The following is a 24,928-nucleotide window of genomic DNA, read 5'->3' as shown; positions in this document are numbered from 1 at the left end:
CATGCACAGCAAGTACTACATTCCGGCGCGCAGCGCGACGCTGCCCTACACCGTCGACGTCACTCCCGAATCCGCCGGCTGGTCCGAGGCCAGCCTGTGGGTGGTCGAGTTGCAGTCGATGCAGGAGCTGTCGCTGAGCACCGTCGGCATCGAGGTGATGATCCTGCCGCTGGCGGGCAGCGGTGTCGTCGAATGCGAGCACGAGGCATTCGAACTGCGGCGTCGCGCATCGGTTTTCGACGGGCCCGCCGACATGGTCTACATCGGCACCGGGCACAACTACACGCTGCGCGGCGAGGGCAGGCTCGCGATCTGCGGCGCCCGCGCCAAACGGCAGCTGCCCAACCGCAAGATGGCCGCCGCCGACGTCCCCATCGAACTGCGCGGCGCCGGCAACTGCAGCAGGCAGGTGCACAACTTCGGCACCGCAGGTGTTTTCGAGGCTGACTCGTTGATCGCCTGCGAGGTCATCACGCCCGGCGGCAACTGGTCGAGCTATCCGGCGCACAAGCACGACGAGGAAACACCGGTCGAGTCGGCGCTCGAGGAGATCTACTACTTCGAAATCGCCCCTGGGCCGGACGGTTCCCGCGGCTTCGGCTATCACCGCGTGTACGGCACACCGAGCCGCCCGATCGAGGTGCTCGAGGAGGTGCGCACCGGCGACGTCGTGCTGGTGCCGCACGGCTATCACGGCCCCTCGGTCGCGGCGCCGGGCTATCACATGTACTACCTCAACGTGATGGCCGGGCCCGGCGAGGAACGCGCCTGGAAAATCGTCGACGACCCCGAGCACGCGTGGCTGCGAGGCACTTGGGAGGACCAGGCCGTCGACCCGCGGCTGCCCCTGCACACACAAGGAGGGTGACGAGTGGTCTCCAAAGCATCCGCATTCAAGCCGCCGCACAACGAGCCCACCGTGCGGCTCACCGTGGCGCAGGCGACGATTCGCTTCCTGGCCAACCAGTACGTCGAGCGCGACGGTGAGCGCAGCAGGTTCTTCGCGGGCTGCCTCGGCATCTTCGGCCACGGCAACGTCGCAGGCATCGGCCAGGCGCTGCTGCAGGCCCAGGTCGAAGCCGACAAGGCCGGCACACCGTCGGCGATGCCATATGTGTTGGGCCGCAACGAGCAAGCCGCGGTGCACACCGCCGTCGGATACGCCCGCCAGAAGGACCGGCTGCAGACCTGGGCGGTGACCGCGAGCATCGGCCCCGGTTCGACGAACATGCTCACCGGCGCCGCGCTGGCCACCATCAACCGGCTGCCGGTGCTGCTGCTGCCGTCGGACACGTTCGCCACCAGGGTCAGCGCACCGGTGCTGCAGGACCTCGAGCAGCCGCACGACAACGAGCTCACCGTCAACGACGCGTTCAAGCCGCTGTCGCGGTTCTTCGACCGGGTGTGGCGACCCGAACAGCTGCCCGCGGCGTTGATCGGCGCGATGCGGGTGCTCACCGATCCGGCGAAGACGGGCACGGCCACCATCGCGCTGCCGCAGGACGTGCAGGCCGAGGCGTTCGACTGGCCGGAATCGCTGTTCGCCGAACGCACTTGGCACATCGCGCGCCCGCTGCCAGAACGCTCCGTGGTCGCGAAGGCCGCCGAAATCATCCGGTCGGCCCAGCGCCCGCTGATCGTGGCGGGCGGCGGGGTCATCTACTCCGGCGCCACCGATGCGTTGAGGGCCTTCGCCGAACACACCGGCGTCCCGGTGTCGGAGACGCAGGCGGGCAAAGGGTCACTGCCCTACGACCATCCGCAGTCGGTCGGCGCGGTCGGTTCCACCGGCACCACCGCCGCCAACGCGCTGGCTGCCGACGCCGACGTCGTCATCGGAATCGGCACCCGCTACAGCGATTTCACCAGCGCGTCGCGCACCGCGTTCAACAACCCGGACGTCCGGTTCGTCAACATCAACGTCGCCTCGTTCGACGCCGTCAAGCAGGGCGGGCTGTCGGTGGTCGCCGACGCGCGCGAAGCACTCGAGGCCTTGACCGACGCGCTGAGTGGATACTCGGTCGCCAACGAATACCGCGCCCGCACAGCCGAACTCGCCAAGGAGTGGGACGACACGGTGTCGGCGGCCTACCGCGTCGGGGACGACGGCGGCAGCCTGAGCCAGAGCCAGGTGATCGGGTTGGCCAACACGCTGTCCGACCCGCGCGACGTGGTGGTGTGCGCGGCCGGTTCGATGCCCGGCGACCTGCACAAGCTGTGGCGCACCCGCGACCGCAAGGGCTACCACGTCGAATACGGCTACTCGTGCATGGGCTACGAGGTGGCAGGCGGCATCGGCGTCAAGATGGCCGCCCCCGACCGCGACGTGTTCGTCCTCGTCGGCGACGGCTCCTACCTGATGATGGCCACCGAGCTGGCCACGGCGGTCCAGGAGGGCGTCAAGATCATCGTCGTGCTGGTGCAGAACCACGGCTTCGCCTCCATCGGTTCGCTGTCGGAGTCGTTGGGCTCCCAGCGGTTCGGCACCGCCTACCGTTATCGCGACGACCAGGGTCGGCTGGCCGGCGACAAACTTCCCGTCGATCTGGCGGCCAACGCGGCCAGCCTGGGCGCCGAGGTGATCAAGGTGACGACGGCCGCGGAGTTCACCGACGCGGTCAAGGTGGCCAAGGCCAACGAACACACCACGGTGATCCACGTCGAGACCGATCCGCTGATCTATGCGCCCGACAGCCAGTCCTGGTGGGACGTACCGGTCAGCCAGACCTCACAGCTGGAATCCACGCAGAAGGCCTACGAGGCCTACACCGAGTGGAAGAAGGTCCAGCGTCCACTCGTGAAGCCCTACGACGCGAAGGACTGACCCGTGAGCACCATTCTCGTTGGCTCAGCACCCGATTCGTGGGGTGTCTGGTTCGCCGACGACCCGCAGCAGACGCCCTATCACCGGTTCCTCGACGAGGTCGCCGCCGCGGGATACCAGTGGATCGAGCTGGGCCCGTACGGCTATCTGCCGATCGATCCGAACAAACTGGCCGACGAACTTGCCAGCCGCGGCCTGAAGTTGTCGGCGGGCACGGTGTTCGAGCGTCTGCACCAAGACAATTCGTGGCACGCGGTATGGAAGCAGATCGAGGATGTCGCGAAGCTGACCGCAGCCGTCGGCGGCAAGCACGTCGTCGTCATCCCCGAGATGTGGCGCGACGCGCAGACCGGCGCCGTGCTCGAAGACCGCACACTGACCCCCGAGCAGTGGCGCAAGAAAACCGACGGCATGAACGAACTCGGCAAAGCGATGTATGAAACCTACGGTGTGCGAGCGCAATACCATCCGCACGCCGACAGCCACGTCGACACAGAGGAGAACGTCTACCGGTTCCTCGACGGCACCGACGGCCAGCACGTCAACCTGTGCCTGGACACCGGCCACATCAGCTACTGCGGTGGCGACAACCTCGCCATCATCCAGCGCGCCCCCGAACGGATCGGCTATCTGCACCTCAAGCAGGTCGACCCCGAGGTGCGAGCCAAGGTCGAGGCCGAGGATCTGCCGTTCGGCGAGGCCGTCAAGCTCGGCGCGATGATCGAACCGCCGCACGGCATTCCGGAGATGCCGCCGCTGCTGGCCGCCATCGACAAGCTCGGTGTCGACGTGTTCGCGATCGTCGAGCAGGACATGTACCCGTGTGACCCCGACGCGCCGCTGCCGATCGCCAAGCGCACGCGCCAGTACCTCGGCTCGTGCGGCGTCCCGTCGGTGCGATTCGCCTAGGGCCGTGATGTCTGATCTCCGCATCGCTGTGCTGGGCGTCGGCGCGATGGGCGCCGACCACGTCGCGCGCATCGCGGGCCGCATCAGCAACGCTCGCGTCGCCGTCGTCAACGACTACCTGTCCGAGAAGGCCGAGCAGGTGGCGGCGTCGGTGCCGGGAGCGCGGGTGGTCGGCGATCCGTTCGACGCGATCGCCGCCGACGACGTCGACGCGGTGCTGCTCGCGACGCCGGGTCCGGTGCACGAGAAACAACTGCTGGCCTGCTTGGAGAATCGCAAGCCGGTGCTCTGCGAGAAGCCGCTGACCACCGAGGTGGCGACCTCGCTGGAGGTGGTGCGCCGCGAGGCCGAACTCGGCACGCCGCTGATCCAGGTGGGCTTCATGCGCCGGTTTGATCCCGAGTATCAGCAGTTGAAGGCGCTGCTCGACGGCGGCGACCTCGGGCAGCCGCTGCTCATGCATTTGGTGCACCGCAACCCCAACGTCTATCCGGGCTTCGACTCGGCGATGGTGGTCAAGGACTCACTGGTACACGAGGTGGACGTGACGCGGTTCCTGTTGGGCGAGGAGATCGCCTCGGTGCAGATCCTGCGCCCGACCCCCAATCCCAGCGCGCCCGCCGGGCTGCAGGACCCGCAGATCGCGCTTTTCGAAACCGTCAGCGGTCGCCACGTCGACGCCGAGGTGTTCGTCACCACCGGCGTGGCCTACGAGGTGCGCACCGAGGTCGTCGGCGAAAAAGGCAGCGCCACAATCGGTCTCGATGTCAGCGTCATCACCAAGACCAGCACAGGACGATGGGGCGGCAAGATCTCGCCGGGATTTCGGGAGCGCTTCGGGCTGGCCTACGACATCGAACTGCAGCGCTGGGTGGATGCCGTGCGGTCCGGACGTAATATCGACGGGCCGACCGCGTGGGACGGCTACGCGGCCGCCGCCGTGTGCGCGGCTGGCGTCGAGTCACTCGAGACCGGGCAGCGGGTGGCGGTGCAGCTCGCCCAACGCCCGTAGATAGTGCACAAGAGAAACGAGAAAACGATGAGTAAGACCATCACCCATTGGCTCGACAACAAGGCGTTTGCGGGCAACAGCAGCACGACCGCGCCGGTGACGAACCCCGCGACCGGTGAGGTGACCGGTCAGGTGGCGCTGGCCAGCGTGGAGGACGCCCGCACGGTGATCGACGCGGCGGTCAAGGCGTTTCCCGCGTGGCGCGACACGTCGCTGGCCAAGCGCACCGCGATCCTGTTCAACTTCCGCGAACTGCTCAACGCGCGCAAGAAGGAACTTGCCGAGATCATCACCAGCGAGCACGGCAAGGTGCTCTCCGACGCGCTCGGCGAGGTGACTCGCGGGCAGGAGGTCGTCGAATTCGCCTGCGGCATCCCGCATCTGCTCAAGGGCGGGTTCACCGAGAACGCCTCGACGAAGGTCGACGTCTACTCGATCCGCCAGCCGCTGGGCCCGGTCGGCGTCATCAGCCCGTTCAACTTCCCGGCCATGGTGCCGATGTGGTTCTTCCCCATCGCGATCGCCACCGGCAACACGGTTGTGCTGAAACCATCGGAGAAGGACCCGTCGGCGTCGCTGTGGCTGGCGCAGCTGTGGGCCGAAGCCGGTTTGCCACCAGGGGTTTTCAATGTCCTGCAGGGCGACAAGACCGCCGTCGACGAACTGCTGACCAACAAGGCGATCAAGTCGGTGTCCTTCGTCGGCTCCACCCCGATCGCCGAATACGTCTACCGCACCGGCACCGCCAACGGTAAGCGGGTCCAGGCACTCGGAGGCGCGAAGAACCACGCGGTCATCCTGCCCGACGCCGACCTCGACCTGGCCGCCGACGCGATGGTCAACGCCGGCTTCGGCTCGGCGGGCGAACGCTGCATGGCGATCAGCGCGTGCGTGGCCGTCGGCCCGATCGCCGACGACCTGGTCGCCAAGATCGCCGAACGGGCCCGCACCATCAAGACCGGCGACGGCACCAAGGACGCCGACATGGGCCCGCTGGTGACCAAGGCGCACCGCGACAAGGTCGCCTCCTACATCGACGCGGGCGAGGCCGACGGCGCCAAGATCGTCGTCGACGGGCGCAACGTGCAGGCCGAGGGTGCATCCGACGGATTCTGGTTGGGGCCCACGCTGATCGACCACGTCAAGCCCGAGATGAGCATCTACACCGACGAGATCTTCGGGCCCGTGCTGTCGGTGCTGCGCGTCGAGTCCTACGACGAGGCACTGGAATTGGTGAATTCCAACCCCTATGGCAACGGCACCGCGATCTTCACCAATGACGGCGGCGCCGCGCGGCGCTTCCAGAACGAGGTCGAGGTCGGCATGGTCGGCATCAACGTGCCGATCCCGGTGCCGATGGCCTACTACAGCTTCGGCGGCTGGAAGGCCTCGCTGTTCGGCGACACCCATGCCCACGGCACCGAAGGCGTGCACTTCTTCACCCGCGGCAAGGCCGTCACCAGCCGCTGGCTCGATCCCAGCCACGGCGGCATCGAATTGGGCTTCCCGCAAAACAAGTAGATTCGCAGCAACCTCACAGCCGCCGCACGTAACGTGGGCAAATGCGGCGGCTGGCTGCACTGGTTGCAGCGATGTTCCTCGTCGGCGGGTGCGCGAACGCGAACGAACCGCCGGCCGATCCAGGCGCGCCGCAAACCGCCCCGCCCGAGCAGTTCATGTCGATACCGAGCAACGTGCCGACGGTCGGCAATCGCCCACCGGCCGAGGGTCTGCCACCGCCCGCCGAGCCGTTGTCCGCGACGCCGCAAACCGGTCCGACACCGGGACGCATCGTCACCGTCGGCGCGGCACCCGAGGGCGTCGTCGTCGACGCGGCAACGCGCTTGGTTGCCGTCGCCAAACGCGATCCGAATGAACTACTGCTCCTCAACGCCGACACCGGCCAGATCGTCAACCGCGTGCCGCTGCCCGGCGTCGTCCGGCACCTGCAGCTCGCCAACCGCGGCGGACCCGTGCTGGTGCCGGTGGAAAGCGCCAATTCGCTGCTGCGGGTCGAGCTGCCGAGCGGGCGGACGCTGCCGCAACTGCTGACCGGCACAGCGCCGCACGATGCGGCGCAGGCCGCCAACGGGACGGTGTTCGTCGCCAACGAACACGGCGGCACGGTGACGGTGCTGCGCGGCCAAGAGTTCCTGAGGGTCTTCGCCGACAGCGTGCAGCCCGCGGGACTGGCGTCGGTGGGCTCCTCGATGGGGCTGATCGACGTCCGCAAGAACGACCTGACCGTCTACGACGTCGAAAGCCTCAACATCGTCGGGTCGACGCCCGCAGGCGACGGCCCCACGCATCTGGTCGCCGACAAGCACGGCCGGCTGATCGCCACCGACACCCGCGGCAACATGGTGCGGGTCTTCGAGCCGTTGCCCACGCCGCACCAGGTCGGCGCCGTTGCGCAGCCCGGCGGCCCGTACGGCATCGCCTACGACCCGACGCGCGATCTGCTGTGGGTGGCGTCGTCGGGCACCAACGAGGTCGTCGGCTACGACATGAGCCAACCGACGCCGCGTCAGGTGCGGCGGCTGCCGACGGTGCAGAACCCGTACACGATCGGCGTGGACGCGACCACCGGCAGGCTGTTCATCGCCGGCGCGACCGGCGGCGTCGTGCAGATCGTCGACACGCAGACGTAGATTGGGGGCATGGGACGGGTCACCGCGCGGCGTCGAGTCAGCCATGTCACGCCCGAGGATGCGGTAACCCGCCCAGAGACGCTGGTCGTCGAGGAGCCGTTGGAGATCCGCGTCAACGGCAAACCGCTGACGGTGACGATGCGGACGCCGGGCTCCGATGTTGAACTGGCGCAAGGGTTTTTGCTGACCGAAGGTGTCATAGGGCATCGCGACGACCTGCTGACCGTGCGCTACTGCAAAGGCGCCGGACCCGACAACCTCAACACCTACAACGTGCTCGACGCCACGCTGGCGCCCGGTGTGGCGATGCCGGAGACCGACATCACCCGCAACTTCTACACGACGTCGTCGTGCGGGGTGTGTGGCAAGGCATCGCTGGAGGCGGTCCGCACCATCAGCCGCTACTCCCCCGGCGATGACGCCTCGACGGTGAAGGCCGACACACTTTCGGCGATGCCCGAGCAGTTGCGGGCCGAGCAGAAGGTGTTCGCCAGCACCGGCGGGCTGCACGGCGCCGCTCTGTTCGACGCCGAGGGAGCCGTGCTGGCCGTCCGCGAGGATGTGGGCCGCCACAACGCCGTCGACAAGGTCATCGGTTGGGCCGTCGAGCAGGACAGGGTCCCGCTGACCGGCACCGTGCTGCTGGTCAGCGGCCGCGCGTCGTTCGAGTTGGCGCAGAAGGCGGTGATGGCGGGCATTCCGGTGCTGGCCGCGGTGTCGGCGCCGTCGTCGCTGGCGGTGGACCTGGCCAGCCAGTCCGGGGTGACGCTCGTGGCGTTCCTGCGCGGCGAGTCGATGAACGTCTACACCCGCCCGGACCGTATCAAGCGCTGAGCACTTCCACAGCCCCTCTCCGCGAGCGCGCACTCTGGTACAGAAATTGCGCCGAAATCTGTACAAGGATGAGCGCTGGCGGCTGAGGGAAAGGTCTCTACCTGCGATCTCCCCGTAATCTCCACACAACCTCCAAGCTCGAACCCCCCGCAGCGCCGACGATCGGTTCCCATCGGGATCAGCGATCGAAGGGAGCTCAACCGATGGCCGAGGTGTTGGTCGTGGCGTTGTCGCCGGTTGGGCATTTCGCCCCGCTGCTCAATGTCGCGCGCGGCCTTGTGGACCGCGGCGACCGCGTCACGGTGCTCAGCGGCGAGGGACGCGTCGACGAGATTGAGACGATCGGCGCGACGGCGGCGGTGCTGCCGAAGCGGGCCGACCTCGACCTGGCGTCGCTGGGCGACAACAGCGGGCGCGGTCAGCTCGACGGCATCAAGCGGCTCAATTTCGACATCGTGCGGCTGTTCGTCGCGCCCATGCCGCACCAGGCAGCGGAACTGGCCAAGCTCTTGGCGCAGCGACGGTATGACGCGATCGTCGCCGATTTCGGCTTCACAGGCGTGCTGCCGCTCCTGTTGGGCCATCCATCCGCGCGCCCGCCGGTACTGCTGTTCTCGACAACGCCGCTGCTGCTCAGCAGTTGCGACGTCGCCCCCGCCGGGATGGGCCTGCCGCCGTCGTCGACCGCGCTGGGTCGGCTGCGCAATCGCGCCCTGAACCTGCTGGCTCAGCGGGTGCTGCTGAGGGCATGCCAGAAGGCCGCGAATTATCAACTGCACCAGCTGAATTGCCGCCAACTGCCGACGTTCCTGTTCGACGCGGGTGTGCTCGCCGATCGGCTCATCGCGCCGACGGTGCCGGACTTCGACTATCCGCGCAGCGACCTGCCCGCCAACGTGCGCTACGTCGGGGCGGTGCACCCGATCCCGACGCGGGAGTTCCGTTTTCCGACGTGGTGGTCGAAGCTGGACAGCGATCGGCCAGTCATACACGTCACCCAGGGCTCCGTCGACAACGAGGACTTCGACCGGCTGCTGCGCCCGACGATCGAGGCGCTGGCCGATGAGAACGTGACGGTGGTAGCCACGACGGGCCGCCAAACCAGGCTGGGGTTCGACGTTCCCTCGAATGCCTGTGTGGCCGAGCATATTCCGCACGACCTTCTGCTGCCGAAGGTCGACGTGGTGGTGACCAACGGCGGGTACGGCTGCGTGCAGCGCGCGCTGGCGGCCGGTGTTCCGCTGGTGGTGGCGGGCAGTACCGAGGACAAGCCGGAGGTCGCCGCGCGGGTGGCGTGGTCGGGTGCCGGCATCGACCTCAAGACCGGGAACCCCACAGCGAGGGCCGTCAGAACCGCCGTGCGGGAAGTGCTCGGCGACGGCCGATACCAGCGCCGGGCCCGCAAGTTGGAGGTCGCCTACGCGCAGCGCTGCGGCATCGCCGAAATCGCCGCACTCATCGACGAAGTGGTCGCCGAGCGCGCAGCGGTGTCGCCATGAGTTGCGCCGACCCGTTCAATCGTCCACCGCCCCTGGCCCCGCAACCCGCGAAATCAGGAGGTAATCATGAAGATTCGCGCTCCACTCGCCACGCTTGGCGCCGTCGTTGCCGTCGGCGCCGGAATGTGGGCCGTCAACGAGGCTCAGCAGCCCCGGACCGCAGGGTGTTGTTCCATTCGCTGTTCGGCTGCTTCTTCTACGGCGCGTTCGTGACGAAGATGCTGCTGCTCACCCGCCGAGGGTTGCGGCCATGGGTTTTGCCGATCGTGGGCGGGTTGGTGTTCTTCGGCCTGGTCTACGTGTGGCTGACATCGGCGCTGTGGTTCTTCCAGACCACCGGCATCACGTTTTGAGAGCGCGGGCGAGACGAGCTGAGCCCCCCCCCCGCGAAACGGAATCCTCGCAGCAAAACTGCGAGTGAGGGCCTGCGTAGGTTCCGTCTCGCGAGGAGTTCCGGGCGACGGGGCCCCGGGCCCGATTCGAGTAGTCGACTACTCGTGACCGCACCGAACAAGCCCAGAAAGGGTGGATTCATGGTCAGCCACCTGCAGCTCGTCGCGGTCACTCTCTACCTGTTGTGGTGTCTGTTCGCCTCCCTGACCGGGGTGCTCGACAGCGACGACGACCTGAACGCTCATCAAATTGACGAAAGCGATAAAAATGCTACTGTCCGGTAGCACCATATGGCGCGGGGGTCGGAAGGAGTTTCATGACCGAGCTCAAGACACCGACAGCGGTGCTGCATGAGGGGCCGCGCAGCCTCTCCGAGCAGGAGATCGCCGACATCGAGCAGCGCGATCTCACCGGGATCAGACAGGTCGACATCGACGACGTGATCGAGCACGTCCATCACGGCCTGCGCAAGCTGCCCGACTTCGTCACGCTCTACCGCAAGTACCTCAAACAGCGGTGGGACGTCTACGAGCTGGACTTCACCCAGGACCGCATCGACTGGACCGAGAAGATGACCGACGACGAGCGCGAGTCGTTCGTCGGGATCGCGTCGGGTTTCCACCACGGCGAGCGGCAGGTGGAGATCGAGCTGCCGGTGTTCATGCTCGGCGCCACCGAGGAGGAGAAGCTGCACATCGCCGCGCAGATCGAGGACGAGGCGCGGCACACGGTGTTCTTCGACCGGTTCTACCGCGAGGTCGTCGGCATCGAGGGCGACGACATCATGGCGGTGCTCGACAAGTCGTTCCCGTGGGTGCAGGAGACGTTCGTCGGGCCGTTCGGGCTGCTGGCGTATCAGGCCGACGAGTTGCGCCGAAACCCCTACGACCAACGCGCGCGGGTGCGCTACGGCACGACGTACTTCCTGTGGATCGAGGGCGTGCTCGCGCTGTCGGTGATGAAGGTGACGCTGTCGTATGCGCGGTGGCGCGGATTCCTGCCGGCCTACTACACCGGGTTCACCGCGACCTGCCGCGACGAGTCACGCCATGTGCAAGGCGGCATGCGCTATCTGCAGGACGCGGTGCGGCGAGATCCCACCATGCTCAACGAGATTCACAGGACCCTCTTCACGATCCTGTCGATCAGCGGGATCTCCAGCCGCAAGCTCTACTACGAGCCGCTGGGCTGGACGGAGGACGAGGTGCGGGTGTTGTTGATCCAGCAGTTGCGGCGCAAGTGCAACGACGTCGGCATCACCCTGTCGCAGGAACTCGAGGACCTGTTGGTGCAGATCCAGCCGGTGTTGGCGGGAGGCTGACCGTGGCGATGTTCTTCACCCAGGACTGGGCCGACGACGTTCGCCGCGCCCTCAACGACGGCCCGGACGAGAAAACACTCGCGGGCAAGCTGGAAGAGTACTGGGACTTCTACCGCCTGGTGCGCTCGGGCTACTCGTCGTCGTGGGCGCTTGGCGCCAGGGATCTACCCGCTGAATTGGGCGGCGGCACACAGTATCTCGTCGTCGAATGGGATCAGGGACAGGCCACCGCGTGCCGCATCGTCGACGGCGGGGCCGCCGCGACCTACACGCTGGCGGCCGACTACCGCGACTGGCGAGCGTTGTTCGAGGGGTACGACGCTCTGCGCACGGTGATGTATCGCAAGCTGTTGCTCGAGGACGGCGACCTGCTGGAGTTCTTCAAGGCCATCTACTTCTTCGTGGAGTGCCTCGCGCTGATCGCCACGGTGCCAACGACTTTCCCGACAAAGGCCGCCGTCCCCGTCTAGCTGCGCGCGAGTTCATCCTTATCCGGCGAGTTCATCCTTGTCCGGCGAGTTCATCCTTGTCCGGCGAGCGTGCGTGTCTGCGGCCGACACGCCGGGTGGATTCGCGAGTTTACGCACGCTCGTCGCAATTACGAGTCGATGCGAAACCGCTTGAGCCGTGACGTCGCACCGGCAGCAAGCGTCACGCGACTGCGCGGCACCCCAAGGTGTTCGGCGAGCACGCGGACGACGGCCTCATTGGCCTTGCCGTCGACGGCGCGCTCGCGGACGTAGACGGTGAGAGTGCCGTCGGCGCCGGTCTCCACCAGCGGACCCCTACGGCTGCCGGGTTTGACGCGGACGACGAGCTGTTCAGCCACGGCCCCATTGAACCGCGAGCGTGCGCAAACCCAGGTTTCGATACGGCGTGTCGCCGCAGACACGCCCACTCGCGAGAAAGAACTAGAGAACTACGCGCTCTTGTCGCGGCGCTCGGGGCGAGCGGGCTTGCGCGGCACGATGGTCGGCAGCACGTTGTCGAGCACGGTCTCCTTCGTCACCACGACCTTGGCGACGTCGTCGCGGCTGGGGATGTCGTACATCACCGGCAGCAGGACTTCCTCCATGATCGCGCGCAGGCCGCGGGCGCCGGTGCCGCGGTGGATCGCCTGGTCGGCGATGGCTTCCAGCGCCTCGTCGGTGAACTCCAGCTCGACGCCGTCCATTTCGAACAGCCGGGTGTACTGCTTGACCAACGCGTTCTTCGGCTTGGACAGGATCTGCACCAGCGAGTCCTTGTCCAGGTTGGTCACCGACGCCACGACGGGCAGCCGGCCGATGAACTCGGGTATCAGGCCGAACTTGATCAGGTCTTCGGGCATGACCTCGGCGAAATGGTCCTGGGTGTCGATCTCGGCCTTGGAGTGCACCTCGGCGCCGAAGCCCAGGCCGCGCTTGCCGACGCGGTCGGAGACGATCTTCTCCAGGCCGGCGAACGCGCCCGCAACGATGAACAGCACGTTGGTGGTGTCGATCTGGATGAACTCCTGGTGCGGATGCTTGCGGCCGCCCTGCGGGGGTACCGACGCCTGGGTGCCTTCCAGGATCTTGAGCAGGGCCTGCTGCACGCCCTCCCCGGAGACGTCGCGGGTGATCGACGGGTTCTCGCTCTTGCGGGCGATCTTGTCGACCTCGTCGATGTAGATGATGCCGGTCTCGGCGCGCTTGACGTCGTAGTCGGCGGCCTGGATCAGCTTCAGAAGAATGTTCTCGACGTCCTCACCGACATAGCCGGCCTCGGTCAGCGCGGTGGCGTCGGCGATGGCAAACGGAACGTTGAGCATCTTGGCCAGCGTCTGCGCCAGGTAGGTCTTGCCGCAGCCGGTCGGGCCGAGCATCAGGATGTTGGACTTGGCCAGCTCGACGGGCTCGGAGCGCGAGTCGCGGGCCTTCTCGCCGGCCTGGATGCGCTTGTAGTGGTTGTACACGGCGACAGCGAGCGTGCGCTTGGCGTTGTCCTGTCCAATGACGTAGCTCTCAAGAAATTCGCGGATTTCCGCGGGTTTGGGTAATTCGTCGAGTTTGACGTCGTCGGCGTCTGCGAGCTCCTCTTCGATGATCTCGTTGCAGAGATCAATGCACTCGTCACAGATATATACGCCGGGGCCCGCAATGAGCTTTTTGACCTGCTTCTGACTCTTCCCGCAGAACGAGCACTTCAGCAGGTCACCGCCGTCTCCAATGCGCGCCATGGTGGTGGGGTCCTACTTCCTGTTCGTAGTACGTCCAATGTCAAGTCTGTGTCGCCGGTGGGTTACTCCGGGTGTTAGACCCGACGCTACCCGTTGTTTCCAACGCGACGCGACCGATAAAGCCGAATCGCGCCTGTGTATTTAGCTGTGTTTGCAGAACATATCGCCTCATGCGTCTCACGACCCCCATGAACGCGCCGTCGTGTCCCTGGCGTGTCGCCGCCGTTATCGGACCGAGAGGGCATCCCCGACAGATCGTAAGGTGGCAATGTGGCGTTTGCAGCCTCCAACAATACCGTGCTGATCAGCGACGGGGGCCTTGCGACGGAACTGGAAGCGCGAGGCCATGATCTGTCCGACGACCTGTGGTCGGCGCGACTGTTGTTCGATGCACCCGACGAGATCATGGCTGCTCACATGGCCTTCTATCAGGCCGGTGCGGTGATCGCGACGACAGCGAGTTACCAAGCGTCCTTCGACGGTTTCGCCGCCGGGGGAATCGATCCCGCGGAGGCCGAGCGCCTCATGCGTCGCAGTGTCGAACTGGCGGCCGCGGCGCGCGAGGAGATCGGCGCCGAAGGCCGGTGGGTGGCCGCGTCCGTCGGGCCCTATGGCGCCGCGCTGGCCAACGGCGAGGAGTACGTCGGGCGCTACGGGCTGTCTGTGGCCCAACTCGCGCAGTGGCATCGGCCGCGTCTGGAGGTTCTGGCCGACGCGGGAGCCGACGTGCTGGCGATCGAGACGGTGCCCGACGTCGACGAGGCCGAGGCGCTGGTGGGCCTAGTGTGCGAACTCAAGGTGCCGGCGTGGTTGAGCTACACGATCGCCGGCGAGAAAACGCGGGCCGGGCAGCCGCTGGCGGCCGCGTTCGCGCTTGCGGCCGATGTGCCGGAGATCGTCGCGGTGGGCGTCAATTGCTGCGCGCCCGACGACGTCCTGCCCGCGATCCAGATCGCCCGCGCCGTCGCCGACAAGCCCGTCATCGTCTACCCCAACAGCGGTGAGCAGTGGGACGGCGAGCGACGGACGTGGGTCGGCGAGGCGCGCTGGTCGGCGGATCTGGCGCCGCAGTGGGTGGCCGCGGGCGCGCGCATTGTCGGCGGCTGCTGCCGGGTGCGCCCGGACGACATCGCCGCGCTGGCCGCGACTTTGACCTAGCGGCCTTGGTCGCGAATGTATGGCCTACGTACGGATTTCAGCCATCACGCGTACATAGCCCATACGAACGTCGGACGATTACGCCGTCTGCGCCGAGAGTTTGCGGTACTCCAGCACGGTGTCGATGACGCCGTACTCCTTGGCGTCCTGCGCCGTGAGGATCTTGTCGCGGTCGGTGTCCTTGCGGATCTGCTCGGAGGTCTTGCCGGTGTGGCGGGCCAGGGTGTCCTCCATCAGCTTGCGCATGCGCTCGATCTCCTTGGCCTGGATCTCCAGATCGGAGAACTGGCCCTGGATGACGCCGGCAAGCGCGGGCTGGTGGATCAGCACGCGGGCGTTGGGCAGCGCCATGCGCTTACCGGGTGTGCCTGCGGCGAGCAGCACCGCGGCGGCCGAGGCGGCCTGCCCGAGGCAGACGGTCTGGATGTCGGCACGCACGTACTGCATGGTGTCGTAGATCGCCATCAGCGAGGTGAACGAGCCGCCCGGCGAGTTGATGTACATGGTGATGTCGCGGTCGGGATCGAGCGACTCGAGCACCAGCAGCTGAGCCATCACGTCGTTGGCCGACGCGTCGTCCACCTGCACGCCGAGGAAGATGATGCGCTCCTCGAACAGCTTGTTGTAGGGGTTGGATTCCTTGACACCGAAGCTGGAGTGCTCGATGAACGAGGGCAGGATGTAGCGCGCCTGCGGGTTTAGTCGGGGGTCTGTGTGGTCCGTCATTTGTCTAGTCCTGCTCCTGGTCCCGAGCCGTTAACTGAGGCGCTGGTGATGATGTGGTCGACGAAGCCGTATTCGAGGGCTTCCTGCGCGGTGAACCAGCGGTCACGGTCGGAGTCGGCTTCGATGCGCTCGATCGGCTGGCCGGTGAATTCCGCGTTGAGGCGGAACATCTCCTTCTTGATGACGGCGAACTGCTCGGCCTGAATCGCGATGTCGGCCGCGCTGCCCGTCACACCGCCCAGCGGCTGGTGCATCAGGATGCGGGCGTGCGGCAGCGCGTAGCGCTTGCCCTTGGTGCCCGCGGCCAGGAGGAACTCGCCCATCGAGGCGGCCATGCCCATGGCGTAGGTGGCGATGTCGCAGGGCGCCAACACCATGGTGTCGTAGACGGCCATGCCGGCGCTGATCGAACCGCCCGGCGAGTTGATGTAGAGGTGGATGTCCTTGGTGGGGTCCTCGGCGGACAACAGCAAGATCTGGGCGCAGAGCTTGTTCGCGATGTCATCGTCGACCTGTGACCCCAGGAAGATGATGCGCTCGGCAAGCAAGCGCTCATAGACGGAGTCGGTTAGGTTCAACCCCTGCGCGTTTGTACGCATGTCACTCACGACTGGGTACCTGCTTTCTTCATTGCTTCTCACCGAACACTAACCAACCGGCGCGGCCGAGCACTCCCTCAGAGGCGCCCGTTCGCTCAGAGCGTCACTTCGCGCCGTCGTCGGCTTCGTCGTCGGCTTCGTCGGATTCGGTGTCGCCGGCCTCGTCGGCCTCGGCGTCGTCGGCCTGCTCAGCCTCGGCGGCCGCGACCTGGGCGGCGATCTGAGCCGCGACCTCCTCAGGGTCCTGGCTCTGCGACGGGCCGAAGAACTCGGTGGTGTCGATGACGTTGCCGTCGGTGTCGGTGACGGTGGCTCCGTGCACGACGGCGGCGACGGCCAGGCCGCGGCGGACGTCGGCGAACATGACCGGCAGCTGGTTGTTCTCCTGCAGGTACTGCAGCAGCTGCTGCGGCTCGAGGCCGTACTGACGCGACATCAGCACCAGGCGCTCGGTCAGGTCGTTCTGGCCGACCTGGATGTCGAGGTGGTCGGCGATGGCGTCCATCACGAGCTGAGTCTTGACGGCGCGCTCGGAGTTCTCCTTGTTGTCCTTGTCGAACTCTTCGCGGCTGCTGCCCTGGGCCTCCAGCGCCTTGGCGAAGGCCTCCTCGTCGTGGTTGAGGTTGTGGATGGCGTTGTGCAGGGTGTCGTCGATCTGGGCCTGCACGATCTTCTCGGGCAGCGGAACCTCGGTCTGCTCGAGGAGCGTCTCGATGGCCTTGTCGCGGATCTGCTCGGCCTGCTGGATGCGCTTGACGCGCTCGACCTGCTCCCGCAGGCTCGCCTTGAGCTCGTCGATGGTGTCGAATTCGCTTGCCAGTTGGGCGAATTCGTCGTCGGGCTCGGGCAGCTCGCGCTCCTTGACGGAGTTGACGGTGACGGTAACCTGGGCCTCTTCGCCGGCGTGTTCGCCCGCGGCGAGCTTGGTGGTGAACACCTTGGTCTCCCCCGCCTTGAGCCCGATGAGCGCCTCGTCGAGACCCTCGATCAGCTGGCCGGAACCGACTTCATGCGACAGTCCCTCGGTCTTGGCGTCGGGCACTTCCTCGCCGTCGACGGAGGCCGACAGGTCGATGGAGACGAAGTCGCCGTTCTCGATCGGACGCTCGACGCCCTTGAGGGTGCCGAAGCGGGCGCGCAGGTTCTGCAGTTCGGCCTCGACGTCCTCATCGGTCACCTCGATGGGGTCGACCTCGATCTTGAGGTTCTCCAGATCGGGCAGGGTGATGTCGGGGCGGACGTCGACTTCGGCGGTGAAGACGAGTTCTTCGTTGTCTTCGAGCTTGGTGATCTCGATGTCGGGCTGGCCGAGCGGCTTGACCTCGGAGCTGGTGACCGCCTCGCTGTAGCGGCTGGGCAGGGCGTCGTTGACGACCTGCTGCAGGACGGCGCCGCGGCCGATGCGGGCCTCCAGCAGCTTGCGGGGAGCCTTGCCCGGGCGGAAGCCGGGCAGCCGGACCTGCTGGGCGAGCTGCTTGAACGCCCGGTCGATGTCGGGCTCCAGCTCAGTGAAGGGCACCTCCACATTGATGCGAACCCGGGTCGGGCTCAGCTGTTCCACGGTGCTCTTCACGGTCGCGCTCCTTATAGCTCTGGTTGACGTCTCGGGCGTACTGCTGGTCGGGGTGACAGGATTTGAACCTGCGGCCTTCCGCTCCCAAAGCGGATGCGCTACCAAGCTGCGCTACACCCCGCGGACCACCGCAGATACTACGGCCCGGGCAAGCCGAACCCTTAATCGGATTTGGTTAAGATGGGCCGCCGGTACAGTGTTGTGCTGCACAAGCGGGCGTAGCTCAATGGTAGAGCCCTAGTCTTCCAAACTAGCGACGCGGGTTCGATTCCCGTCGCCCGCTCCGCAGGTCAGAGGGCATTCACCCTCTGACCTTCTTTCTTCGTGAGAGCCATCCGAGTCTGATGCAACTCTGATGCAACTCTGCTGCCGACGAGTAGGTCACTCGTAGTCATCGCGCGGCCGCTGGCCCCGGGGTTCGGCGCACGAAAGGACACAGGAGTCGATTCAGTCGTCATGGCGGCGCCTCACTTCTATATCTGGGTTTGCCGTAGCTCCGAAAGCGCAATTCGCCGAAACTAGAGAAGCACTTATTGCATATGCAATAAATGTAATTCGAGGCTGAATTGCGTGAGCATCAGACAACTTTTGCCCTTCGGGCCGCCGCGCAATTGACGCCTTCTTCGCGGGAACGGTTGTGCTCGCCCACCTTCGTCCTACCATTGATCGCATCGGAGACGTCAGCAAAGGAGTTTCTGCCAGCTGGATCGTCTGACATGCGTATCAGGAATCGGATAGAGCACGCGGCAAACAGAGACCGCGTCAGCCTTCAGTTCGAGAAAGGGCGCACATGTCACCGACAAACACTCAGAAAGTATTGAGCATCTTCGCGTCTGCTGCGTTCGCAGCCGGATTCGTAGCCGTGGCGGGAGCAAAGGAGGCGAGTGCCGAAACAACGTGCACTGTCACAGGGCAGTATTTCAATCTGCATCAAGACAACGGATACGACCTCGTTATTAGTGCCAATGGCTCCACGCTCGGGCCGACGGGACTCGCTCGCGCCAATCCGCAAACGGCGGTCTATGGAGATGTCAAAGGCGGCATCAATGGTCGGCTCGTCGACTTCACCATCACGTGGTCGGACAACAAGGGGCAGGCACACTTCACGGGCGCGGTCGGCGACGACGGCATCGCGAAGGGCAACTCGACGGGTCCATCGGTGCCGATCAATCTCTGGAACCCGGGACCGTGGACGTCTAATGAGCCGCTGAACTGCACCTCGCCGGAAGCCGAGAAGGCCAAGCAAGGGCCGTTGGTGTCGGCCGAACCCGCTCTCGCGGGTGTCACGTTCCATATCACGGACCGCAGCGGTGTCGCGTCCCAGTGCACCTACTCGTCGGAGGGCTACAAGGCGAGCTTCGGCTTGCCGGCGAACGGCTCGTTCGACTTGTTCGTCCCGGCGATCCGGTTGTTCAAGACGCGGACCGGCTTGATCGAGTGCGACAACGGCACCAGCACGCCGACATCGGTCTTCTATTGATCGGGAGTCGGATCGCAGTCACGGCACCGCGGGCTGTTGCGGAATGGGCGTTCGAGAGATTTGGGCCTAATGTTCTCGCTCGGTCTGCACAATTTTATTTGCCAGATCACAGACCAAGGTCGAGCGAGCTAAGTTTTGACCTTGATCCGGCTACGCCGCCGTGGCTTCGTAACGTCTGGCGTTGCTTGGCGAGCGGACGCTCGCCAAGCCTCATGCCGGTTGTTCGACAGTCCACGCGATGTAGACACATCTGGCAAAGCACATCCGAAGGGCCGCCGATGCGGCGCGCAGCAGCGCGTCAGCGGACCGTGAGTTGTTCGGTCACCGCATTCAAGGCTGCGTCAGACGGGCCGAAGACAGAACTCCATGCGAGCGCACCAGCCGAGCGTTTCAATCGATTGACTTCGCCGTACCGCGGGAGCGTCGACGTTGGTCGCGATCTGCGGCCGGCGCCGGTGTGTTGTGCTTACTTGGCGCAGAGCTCGCCGAGCTGGTTGTTGAGCTCGTCAGCGGACTTCAACCGGGCGGCTTGCTCGGGTGCGGAGTCCGATGCGCCAGCGGTGGCGTATGCGCCGATAGCCGTTAGGAGATCGGCGAATTCGCTCATCTTGTCGGCTAGGTCGGTTGGCGTCGCCGGGTCCAGTTGGTCGAGGAGATAAAGGCCTCCGACGTATGCCGACAGGCGCGCGTTCGCGCCCATCGCCAGCTGTCCGATCACGGGGTCCGATCCCTCTGGTACCGGGATGCTCGTGTTGAGTTTGACGCCGCGACGGACAACCTCGAATGCCGAGCATGCCTTCGTCTTGGCTTCCGCTCGTTGCTGGTCGCTGTAGTCACTGTCGGCGCTCGAACTCACCCTCATCAGGACCCAGCCCGCGAGCGCGAGAGCGGTGATCGCGGTGAGTCCAATGATGATCAGAATTAGCGAACTCCGATCCACAGAAGTCTTGATGCGGCGGGGAGGCGACGCGGGCGGGGAATCGTCCGCATCCGAGGTATCCGGCATGCGCGGAATCGTAACGGTGGGCCGCGAGTAACGCGTTGCATTCGGCAAATGCTTGCAAACGCAAATGACACACCTATAAAAAATCTGAGATTTGCCCGTTATCTTTCTCAGCCGTTGCTAAGGTGGTGGCTTCGCCACACTGTTCGGCTTCGGCGGCACCGGGGGCGGCGGTGGTACAGGGACGAATCGCGCCGAGGGGCCCACAAGCGTCAATATCGCACTCCCATCATTCCTCGCTGACTTCCTGCCCGATGGCTTTCCCACGTCAATATCCGTCGCCGGTACAGGTGCTGCGGGTCGGGGGGTCGGCGGCGAAGGCGGCGCTGGAGGCGGCGGCGCACTGTTTGGCGGCGGCGGCGGCGCCGGCGGTGCAGGCATCGGCAGCCTCATTGGCACAGGCGGCGGTGGGGGCAACGGCGGCTCCGGCGCCTTCCTCGGCGGCAAAGGCGGAGTTGGCGGAGCGGGAACGGCAGACGGCACTGCAAATGTCGACACGGTCTACAACCTGTTTGGCCTTATCCCGATACCCATCAAAGCGACAGCCGTTCCCGTCGGGACCGGAAACGGCGGTGTTGGGGGTATCGGCGGGAGCGGGCTGTTCGGCGGCGGTGGCGGCGACGGCGGCGCTGCGACCGGAAGTCTCACTGGCAACGCGGGAGATGGCGGCAAAGGCGGCGGCAACGGCCCCGGCAATAACATCACCCTGTTTGGCGGCCGCGGAGGCAATGGCGGCGATGCAACGGGTGGCAATGGATCCGCGGCCTACAACATTGCAGGGTTCCAGCTGCCTGCTCTCCCGCTCGGCCACGCCTTTGCGGGTAACGGCGGCGACGGCGGCGACGGCAACGTGCTCGGCGGCGGCGGTGGAAACGGCGGCACCCGGTTCTACTCCAACCCGTTCGACCTCTTAAATATCGAAGACATCGGAGATATCGACCTCAGTGACCTCAGCAGCCTTCGGGCGCTCATCAACACCGACGCCGACGCAAAAGGCGGCGACGGCGGTTCAGGCCTGATCGGCGGCGCTGGAGGCACTGGCGGCAAGGGCGTCTTCAGCCTCGGTGGTCTCCTCGGTCTGCTACCCGCGGGCGACGAGGAAGAAGAGGGAGGCAATCCGCTCAGCGGTCTGTTCGGCGACTTCGATCTCGGCAGCATCATCGATCCGGCGAATCTAACGATCGAGACCGGAGGCCAAGGCGGTAAAGGCGGCTTCGGCAGCCTCATCGGCGGCCTTGGCGGCGGTGGCGGCAACGCGGGCTCGCTTGGTTCGAGCTTCCCGTTCCTGCCGAACTCACTCCTGTCCGTCGGTGGTCAAGGCGGAGATGCGGGTGACGGTGGCCTGATCGGCGGGCTCGGCGGCTTCGGCGGCAATGCTCTGGCGCTGGGCTTGGCGTTCGGCGGTGACGCCGGCAACGGCGGCGAAGGCCAGTTGATCGGCGGATTCGGCGGATTCGGCGGCTGGGCGGAGGCGCTCGCCCTTGCGGCAGGCGGCGCGGGCGGCCAGGGTGCGGACGGCGGTCTGGTCGGCGGCTGGGGCGGACCCGGCGGTTTGGCGTTCGGGGCCCTGCAGGGAACCGGTGGTCCGGGAGGCGACGCCGGCAACGGTCTCTTCGGCGGCGTCGGCGGACCCGGCGGCTGGGCATTCTCGATCCTCAATGCGGTCGGCGGTCCGGCCGGTTCTGGTGGGGGCGGTCAGTTCGGCGGCCCCGGCGGCTTCGGCGGCGGTGGCGTGGGCGTCATCTCCGCGACCGGCGGCCAAGGCGGGCCCGGCGGACCCGGAACGACGTTCGACGGATTCGACGGCTTCAACGGACCAGCGATCTCGTTGCCTGCGGGTGTCTTGCCTGACTTGGGTCTGCCTGATTTGGGTCTGCCTACACAGACCTTGCAGGGACCGGCGATTGATCAGGCCCGCATTGCTGGCGGCGAAGAGCAGGTCAACACCGACGATATGGGCAACGCGGCGATCGTGGCGACCGGCAGCGGTGGCAACAACGCTGGCACGACAGGTACGACCACGGGCAGCAAGAAGAAGCCCGGGCAGAACCTGCAGAACGTCATCCGGAACAACCCGATCAGCAAGGCGATCGACAAGACGCTGGACCGGATCAAGGACCGGTTGGACGGAAAGAAGAACACCACCAGCGGTGGCGATACTTCGGCGCCCGCCGATACCGCACCCAAGGATGATCCCGGCGAAGGCTAACTAGTAGCAGTCCACTGCGCGTGGTCGACTCGAAAGGGTCGGCCACGCGCAGTGCTTTGCGCCAAACACAGCCGCGCCGCAGCCAATTCGCAACCGAACCGAAACCCCTTCTCAGCCGCCCACATGAAACTCGCCCCTACGATCGAAACTCAAGGCCACCACCGGCCGTCGTCGTCAGGAGGCTCGTGAACGCGCAATTGCGAGTCGCCGTCAATGGCTCTTGCTCCCCCACCTTCGAACGCGTCCGAACAGCCTTCGAAGATAACTTCGCCCACCGCAACGAAATCGGCGCCGCCGTCGCCGTGTGGGTCGACGGCGACCTCGTCGTCAACCTCTGGGGCGGCACCGCCACCACCGACGGCAGGTCCTGGCAACACGACACCCTCGCCAGCATTTTCTCCGGCTCAAAGGCGTTGACGAGCACCTGCATTCACCTGCTCGCCGACCGCGGCGAACTGAGCCTCGACGACCCCGTCGCCACCTACTGGCCCGAATTTGGCCAAGCGGGAAAACAACACATCACCATCGCTCAAGTTCTCAGCCACCGCTCCGGAGTCATCGGGCCGCGAAAACGCCTCCACCCCAGCCGAACCCGAGACTGGAACGCCGTTTGCTCCTACATCGCCGAAGCCGAACCCTGGTGGCCGCCCGGCACCGCGCAGGGCTACCACATGGTCACCTTCGGCTTGATCCTCGGCGAGATCGCCCGGCGCATCACCGGCCGCACACTCGGCGAGTACCTCCGCAAAGAAATCGCCGAACCGCTCGGCATCGACGTCCACATCGGCCTGCCTACAAACGAACACCACCGCTGCGCCGAGATGATCAACAAGCCCCACATCCGCGACGTCCTCAACGCCGGCGGCGCACCCGGCTACCCCGCCAGCCTCGACGAGCACCCGATGGCCGCTATGTCCGTCGCGATGGGCTTCATCCCCGACGACGAACTCGGTTCCAACGACATCACCGCTTGGCGCGCAGCCGAATTCCCCGCCACCAACGCCCACGTCACCGCGCCCGGCCTGGCGACTTTCTACAACGCGCTCGCCCAGGGCAAACTGCTCAGCTTCGAGCACATGGACAAATGCCGTGTCCCGCAAGGCGGATTCGACACCGACCTCGTCCTCGGCCCGCGCGTCGCCGACCACGGCTGGGGTCTGGGCTACATGCTGAACCAGCGCGGCAAGAACGGACCCAACACCAAGATCTTCGGTCACGGCGGGTCCGGCGGCAGCTTCGGCTTCGTCGACCTCGAACACCGCATCGGCTACGCCTACGTGATGAACAACTTTGACGCCACCAAATGCAACGCCGACCCCCGCAGCGTCGCGCTGTCCAACGAGGTGTACTCCGCTCTCGGCGTAACCGGTGACTGATTCGCGGCCCTTTCAGCGGGTTCACAGCTGAGTAGGCTGGACCCATGGAAGGCGTCCTGCTAGTCCTCATCCTCCTCGTCGTCGCGTGCGTTGGCTTTGTGGTTTGGGGTGCTTCGCGCGCCTCGAGCAGCCGGAACGCCGCCTCTCTCGCCGACGCCCAGGCGGACGCCCGCAGAGTCATCGATCGCCTCGGCGGCCAGGTGATCAACCTGACCGGCACCAACGAGGCGGCCAAGCAGGCGCTCGCGGACGCGTCGGAGCGGTTCAATGCCGCCGGTTCCCAGATCGAGCAGGCGACGACGGTGAAGCAGGCGATGCTCGCCAAGGAAAGCGCACTCGAGGGCCTTTACTATGTGCGCGCCGCGCGCATCGCGATGGACATGGACCCCGGTCCGGAGGTCGAATCGCTGCCCGGGCAGAAGTCGGCGGGCGCGGTCACCGAGGACCGGCGCGTCGAGTTCGAGGGCCGCCAGATCGAGGCGTCGCCGACGCCGTCGGAGCGCACCCCGAACTACTACCCCGGCGGCCGCGTCGCCGGTCGTCCCGTTCCTGCGGGCTGGTATTCCGAGCCGTGGTGGAAGCCCGCGCTCGTCGCGGGCGCCTGGGGGCTTGGCTCCGTGCTGCTGTTTGACGCGATGTTCTCCGGCATGCACGGCGTCGGCTACGACGCGCAGGGCTTCGAAAGTGGTTACGGCGAAGGCTATTCCGACGGTCTCGCCGCCCAAGACGCCGGCTATGACGGCGGCGGTGACATGGGTGGCGGCGACGGCGGCGGCTGGTTCGACGGTGGTGGCGATGGCGGCGGCTGGGGCGACTTCGGCGGCGGCGACTTCGGTGGGGACTTCGGCGGCTTCTAGCGTCCGACCCGCGAGCAGACGCAAACTCGTACTGTGACTGCGGGCGATTTCAGGCAGTGGATGCAACAGCGGGTGGTTTTGGCGGGTTTGAGAGTAGCTCGTCGAGGACTTCAGCGGGTTTCTTCCAGCCGAGGGTTTTGCGGGGTCGGGTGTTGAGTTGGGCGGCAACGTAGTCGAGGTAGTCGGCCGGGAACACTGATAGGTCGGTGCCTTTAGCAAAGTATTGACGCAGCAGCCCGTTGGTGTTCTCGTTACTGCCGCGTTGCCATGGCGAGTGCGGATCGCAGAAGTAGATATCGAGCTC

The 24,928-nt window shown here is 66.0% G+C and carries 24 protein-coding genes, 2 tRNA genes and 1 pseudogene; 18 read left to right on the top strand and 9 right to left on the bottom strand.

Annotated features, from left to right (window positions below):
* Nucleotide 1: 1 nt before the first annotated feature.
* From iolB to CQY20_RS22270, 12 genes and pseudogenes are all read left to right on the top strand, one after another.
* Nucleotides 2-868: a 5-deoxy-glucuronate isomerase gene (gene iolB, locus CQY20_RS22320; RefSeq protein ID WP_097942262.1), complete on the top strand. Its 867-nt coding sequence runs from the start codon at nucleotides 2-4 to the stop codon at nucleotides 866-868.
* Between the two features lie 3 nt (nucleotides 869-871).
* On the top strand, nucleotides 872-2,824 hold the full coding sequence (gene iolD / locus CQY20_RS22315) for a 3D-(3,5/4)-trihydroxycyclohexane-1,2-dione acylhydrolase (decyclizing) (RefSeq protein WP_097942261.1): 1,953 nt from the start codon (nucleotides 872-874) through the stop codon (nucleotides 2,822-2,824).
* A 3-nt stretch (nucleotides 2,825-2,827) separates the two neighbouring features.
* Nucleotides 2,828-3,733, top strand: coding sequence for a sugar phosphate isomerase/epimerase family protein (locus CQY20_RS22310; protein ID WP_097942260.1), 906 nt, complete (start codon nucleotides 2,828-2,830; stop codon nucleotides 3,731-3,733).
* Nucleotides 3,734-3,740: 7 nt separating this feature from the next.
* Nucleotides 3,741-4,745 carry a Gfo/Idh/MocA family protein gene (locus tag CQY20_RS22305; RefSeq protein ID WP_097942259.1) on the top strand — a complete coding sequence of 335 codons (1,005 nt, stop codon included), beginning with the start codon at nucleotides 3,741-3,743 and terminating at the stop codon, nucleotides 4,743-4,745.
* A 27-nt stretch (nucleotides 4,746-4,772) separates the two neighbouring features.
* On the top strand, nucleotides 4,773-6,266 hold the full coding sequence (locus tag CQY20_RS22300) for a CoA-acylating methylmalonate-semialdehyde dehydrogenase (protein ID WP_097942258.1): 1,494 nt from the start codon (nucleotides 4,773-4,775) through the stop codon (nucleotides 6,264-6,266).
* A 41-nt stretch (nucleotides 6,267-6,307) separates the two neighbouring features.
* Nucleotides 6,308-7,396 (top strand): hypothetical protein, encoded by a 1,089-nt coding sequence (locus CQY20_RS22295; RefSeq protein WP_097942257.1) that lies wholly within the window; start codon nucleotides 6,308-6,310, stop codon nucleotides 7,394-7,396.
* Between the two features lie 9 nt (nucleotides 7,397-7,405).
* Nucleotides 7,406-8,230, top strand: coding sequence for a formate dehydrogenase accessory sulfurtransferase FdhD (fdhD, locus tag CQY20_RS22290; protein WP_097942256.1), 825 nt, complete (start codon nucleotides 7,406-7,408; stop codon nucleotides 8,228-8,230).
* Between the two features lie 203 nt (nucleotides 8,231-8,433).
* On the top strand, nucleotides 8,434-9,729 hold the full coding sequence (locus CQY20_RS22285) for a nucleotide disphospho-sugar-binding domain-containing protein (RefSeq protein WP_097942255.1): 1,296 nt from the start codon (nucleotides 8,434-8,436) through the stop codon (nucleotides 9,727-9,729).
* Nucleotides 9,730-9,869: 140 nt separating this feature from the next.
* Nucleotides 9,870-10,082: pseudogene (locus CQY20_RS22280) on the top strand (DUF6529 family protein); the annotation flags it as partial.
* Between the two features lie 144 nt (nucleotides 10,083-10,226).
* The gene (locus CQY20_RS34545; protein ID WP_133119110.1) at nucleotides 10,227-10,406 is read left to right on the top strand and encodes a hypothetical protein; all 180 of its coding nucleotides are present in this window, start codon (nucleotides 10,227-10,229) and stop codon (nucleotides 10,404-10,406) included.
* A 32-nt stretch (nucleotides 10,407-10,438) separates the two neighbouring features.
* On the top strand, nucleotides 10,439-11,443 hold the full coding sequence (locus CQY20_RS22275) for a ferritin family protein (protein ID WP_207767310.1): 1,005 nt from the start codon (nucleotides 10,439-10,441) through the stop codon (nucleotides 11,441-11,443).
* A 2-nt stretch (nucleotides 11,444-11,445) separates the two neighbouring features.
* Nucleotides 11,446-11,913, top strand: a complete 468-nt coding sequence (locus CQY20_RS22270) for a hypothetical protein (protein ID WP_097942254.1) — start codon at nucleotides 11,446-11,448, stop codon at nucleotides 11,911-11,913.
* 128 nt (nucleotides 11,914-12,041) lie between these two features.
* Here CQY20_RS22270 and CQY20_RS22265 read toward each other — a convergent pair whose 3' ends face one another.
* Together CQY20_RS22265 and clpX are read right to left on the bottom strand one after the other, a co-directional pair.
* Nucleotides 12,042-12,272, bottom strand: a complete 231-nt coding sequence (locus CQY20_RS22265) for a DUF167 domain-containing protein (RefSeq protein ID WP_097942253.1) — start codon at nucleotides 12,270-12,272, stop codon at nucleotides 12,042-12,044.
* A gap of 90 nt (nucleotides 12,273-12,362) precedes the next feature.
* Entirely contained in the window at nucleotides 12,363-13,643 is a 1,281-nt protein-coding gene (clpX, locus tag CQY20_RS22260; protein WP_097942252.1) for an ATP-dependent Clp protease ATP-binding subunit ClpX, read from the bottom strand.
* Between the two features lie 270 nt (nucleotides 13,644-13,913).
* Here clpX and mmuM point away from each other — a divergent pair, with 270 nt between their 5' ends.
* Nucleotides 13,914-14,801, top strand: coding sequence for a homocysteine S-methyltransferase (gene mmuM / locus CQY20_RS22255; RefSeq protein ID WP_097942251.1), 888 nt, complete (start codon nucleotides 13,914-13,916; stop codon nucleotides 14,799-14,801).
* Nucleotides 14,802-14,879: 78 nt separating this feature from the next.
* On the opposite strand, the gene CQY20_RS22250 is transcribed toward mmuM, so the two are convergent.
* The 4 genes from CQY20_RS22250 to CQY20_RS22235 all read right to left on the bottom strand — a co-directional run bounded on the left by CQY20_RS22250 (nucleotide 14,880) and on the right by CQY20_RS22235 (nucleotide 17,820).
* Nucleotides 14,880-15,527 carry an ATP-dependent Clp protease proteolytic subunit gene (locus CQY20_RS22250; protein ID WP_097942250.1) on the bottom strand — a complete coding sequence of 216 codons (648 nt, stop codon included), beginning with the start codon at nucleotides 15,525-15,527 and terminating at the stop codon, nucleotides 14,880-14,882.
* Nucleotides 15,524-16,168 (bottom strand): ATP-dependent Clp protease proteolytic subunit, encoded by a 645-nt coding sequence (locus CQY20_RS22245; protein ID WP_097942249.1) that lies wholly within the window; start codon nucleotides 16,166-16,168, stop codon nucleotides 15,524-15,526. The genes CQY20_RS22250 and CQY20_RS22245 overlap by 4 nt, the downstream gene beginning before the upstream one ends.
* A 61-nt stretch (nucleotides 16,169-16,229) precedes the next feature.
* A complete protein-coding gene (gene tig, locus CQY20_RS22240; RefSeq protein ID WP_097942248.1) occupies nucleotides 16,230-17,699 on the bottom strand; it encodes a trigger factor in 1,470 nt (489 codons plus the stop codon).
* Between the two features lie 44 nt (nucleotides 17,700-17,743).
* Nucleotides 17,744-17,820: transfer RNA gene (locus CQY20_RS22235), tRNA-Pro, on the bottom strand.
* Nucleotides 17,821-17,911: 91 nt separating this feature from the next.
* Between CQY20_RS22235 and CQY20_RS22230 the strand changes: the two genes are divergently transcribed.
* Together CQY20_RS22230 and CQY20_RS22225 are read left to right on the top strand one after the other, a co-directional pair.
* Nucleotides 17,912-17,982, top strand: a tRNA-Gly gene (locus CQY20_RS22230).
* Nucleotides 17,983-18,516: 534 nt separating this feature from the next.
* The gene (locus CQY20_RS22225; RefSeq protein ID WP_097942247.1) at nucleotides 18,517-19,179 is read left to right on the top strand and encodes a hypothetical protein; all 663 of its coding nucleotides are present in this window, start codon (nucleotides 18,517-18,519) and stop codon (nucleotides 19,177-19,179) included.
* A 466-nt stretch (nucleotides 19,180-19,645) separates the two neighbouring features.
* Here the strand turns inward: CQY20_RS22225 and CQY20_RS22220 are convergent, their stop codons facing one another.
* Together CQY20_RS22220 and CQY20_RS34540 are read right to left on the bottom strand one after the other, a co-directional pair.
* Complete coding sequence (locus CQY20_RS22220; protein ID WP_234816359.1) at nucleotides 19,646-20,185, bottom strand: hypothetical protein; 540 nt, start codon at nucleotides 20,183-20,185, stop codon at nucleotides 19,646-19,648.
* Nucleotides 20,186-20,450: 265 nt separating this feature from the next.
* Nucleotides 20,451-20,993, bottom strand: coding sequence for a hypothetical protein (locus CQY20_RS34540; RefSeq protein ID WP_163700641.1), 543 nt, complete (start codon nucleotides 20,991-20,993; stop codon nucleotides 20,451-20,453).
* Between the two features lie 39 nt (nucleotides 20,994-21,032).
* Between CQY20_RS34540 and CQY20_RS35980 the strand changes: the two genes are divergently transcribed.
* The 3 genes from CQY20_RS35980 to CQY20_RS22200 all read left to right on the top strand — a co-directional run bounded on the left by CQY20_RS35980 (nucleotide 21,033) and on the right by CQY20_RS22200 (nucleotide 24,624).
* Nucleotides 21,033-22,391: a hypothetical protein gene (locus CQY20_RS35980; protein WP_163700644.1), complete on the top strand. Its 1,359-nt coding sequence runs from the start codon at nucleotides 21,033-21,035 to the stop codon at nucleotides 22,389-22,391.
* A gap of 185 nt (nucleotides 22,392-22,576) precedes the next feature.
* Nucleotides 22,577-23,767 (top strand): serine hydrolase domain-containing protein, encoded by a 1,191-nt coding sequence (locus CQY20_RS22205; RefSeq protein WP_097942246.1) that lies wholly within the window; start codon nucleotides 22,577-22,579, stop codon nucleotides 23,765-23,767.
* Nucleotides 23,768-23,811: 44 nt separating this feature from the next.
* Nucleotides 23,812-24,624 carry a hypothetical protein gene (locus tag CQY20_RS22200; protein ID WP_097942245.1) on the top strand — a complete coding sequence of 271 codons (813 nt, stop codon included), beginning with the start codon at nucleotides 23,812-23,814 and terminating at the stop codon, nucleotides 24,622-24,624.
* A gap of 49 nt (nucleotides 24,625-24,673) precedes the next feature.
* On the opposite strand, the gene CQY20_RS22195 is transcribed toward CQY20_RS22200, so the two are convergent.
* A partial coding sequence (locus CQY20_RS22195) for an IS30 family transposase (RefSeq protein WP_109789712.1) occupies nucleotides 24,674-24,928 on the bottom strand: 255 nt, incomplete at its 5' end.

This window comes from Mycolicibacterium agri (assembly GCF_002553505.1).
GTDB lineage: Bacteria > Actinomycetota > Actinomycetes > Mycobacteriales > Mycobacteriaceae > Mycobacterium > Mycobacterium agri.
The sequence above is the reverse complement of the archived record's forward strand: the minus strand, read 5'-3'. Positions and strand labels throughout refer to the sequence as shown.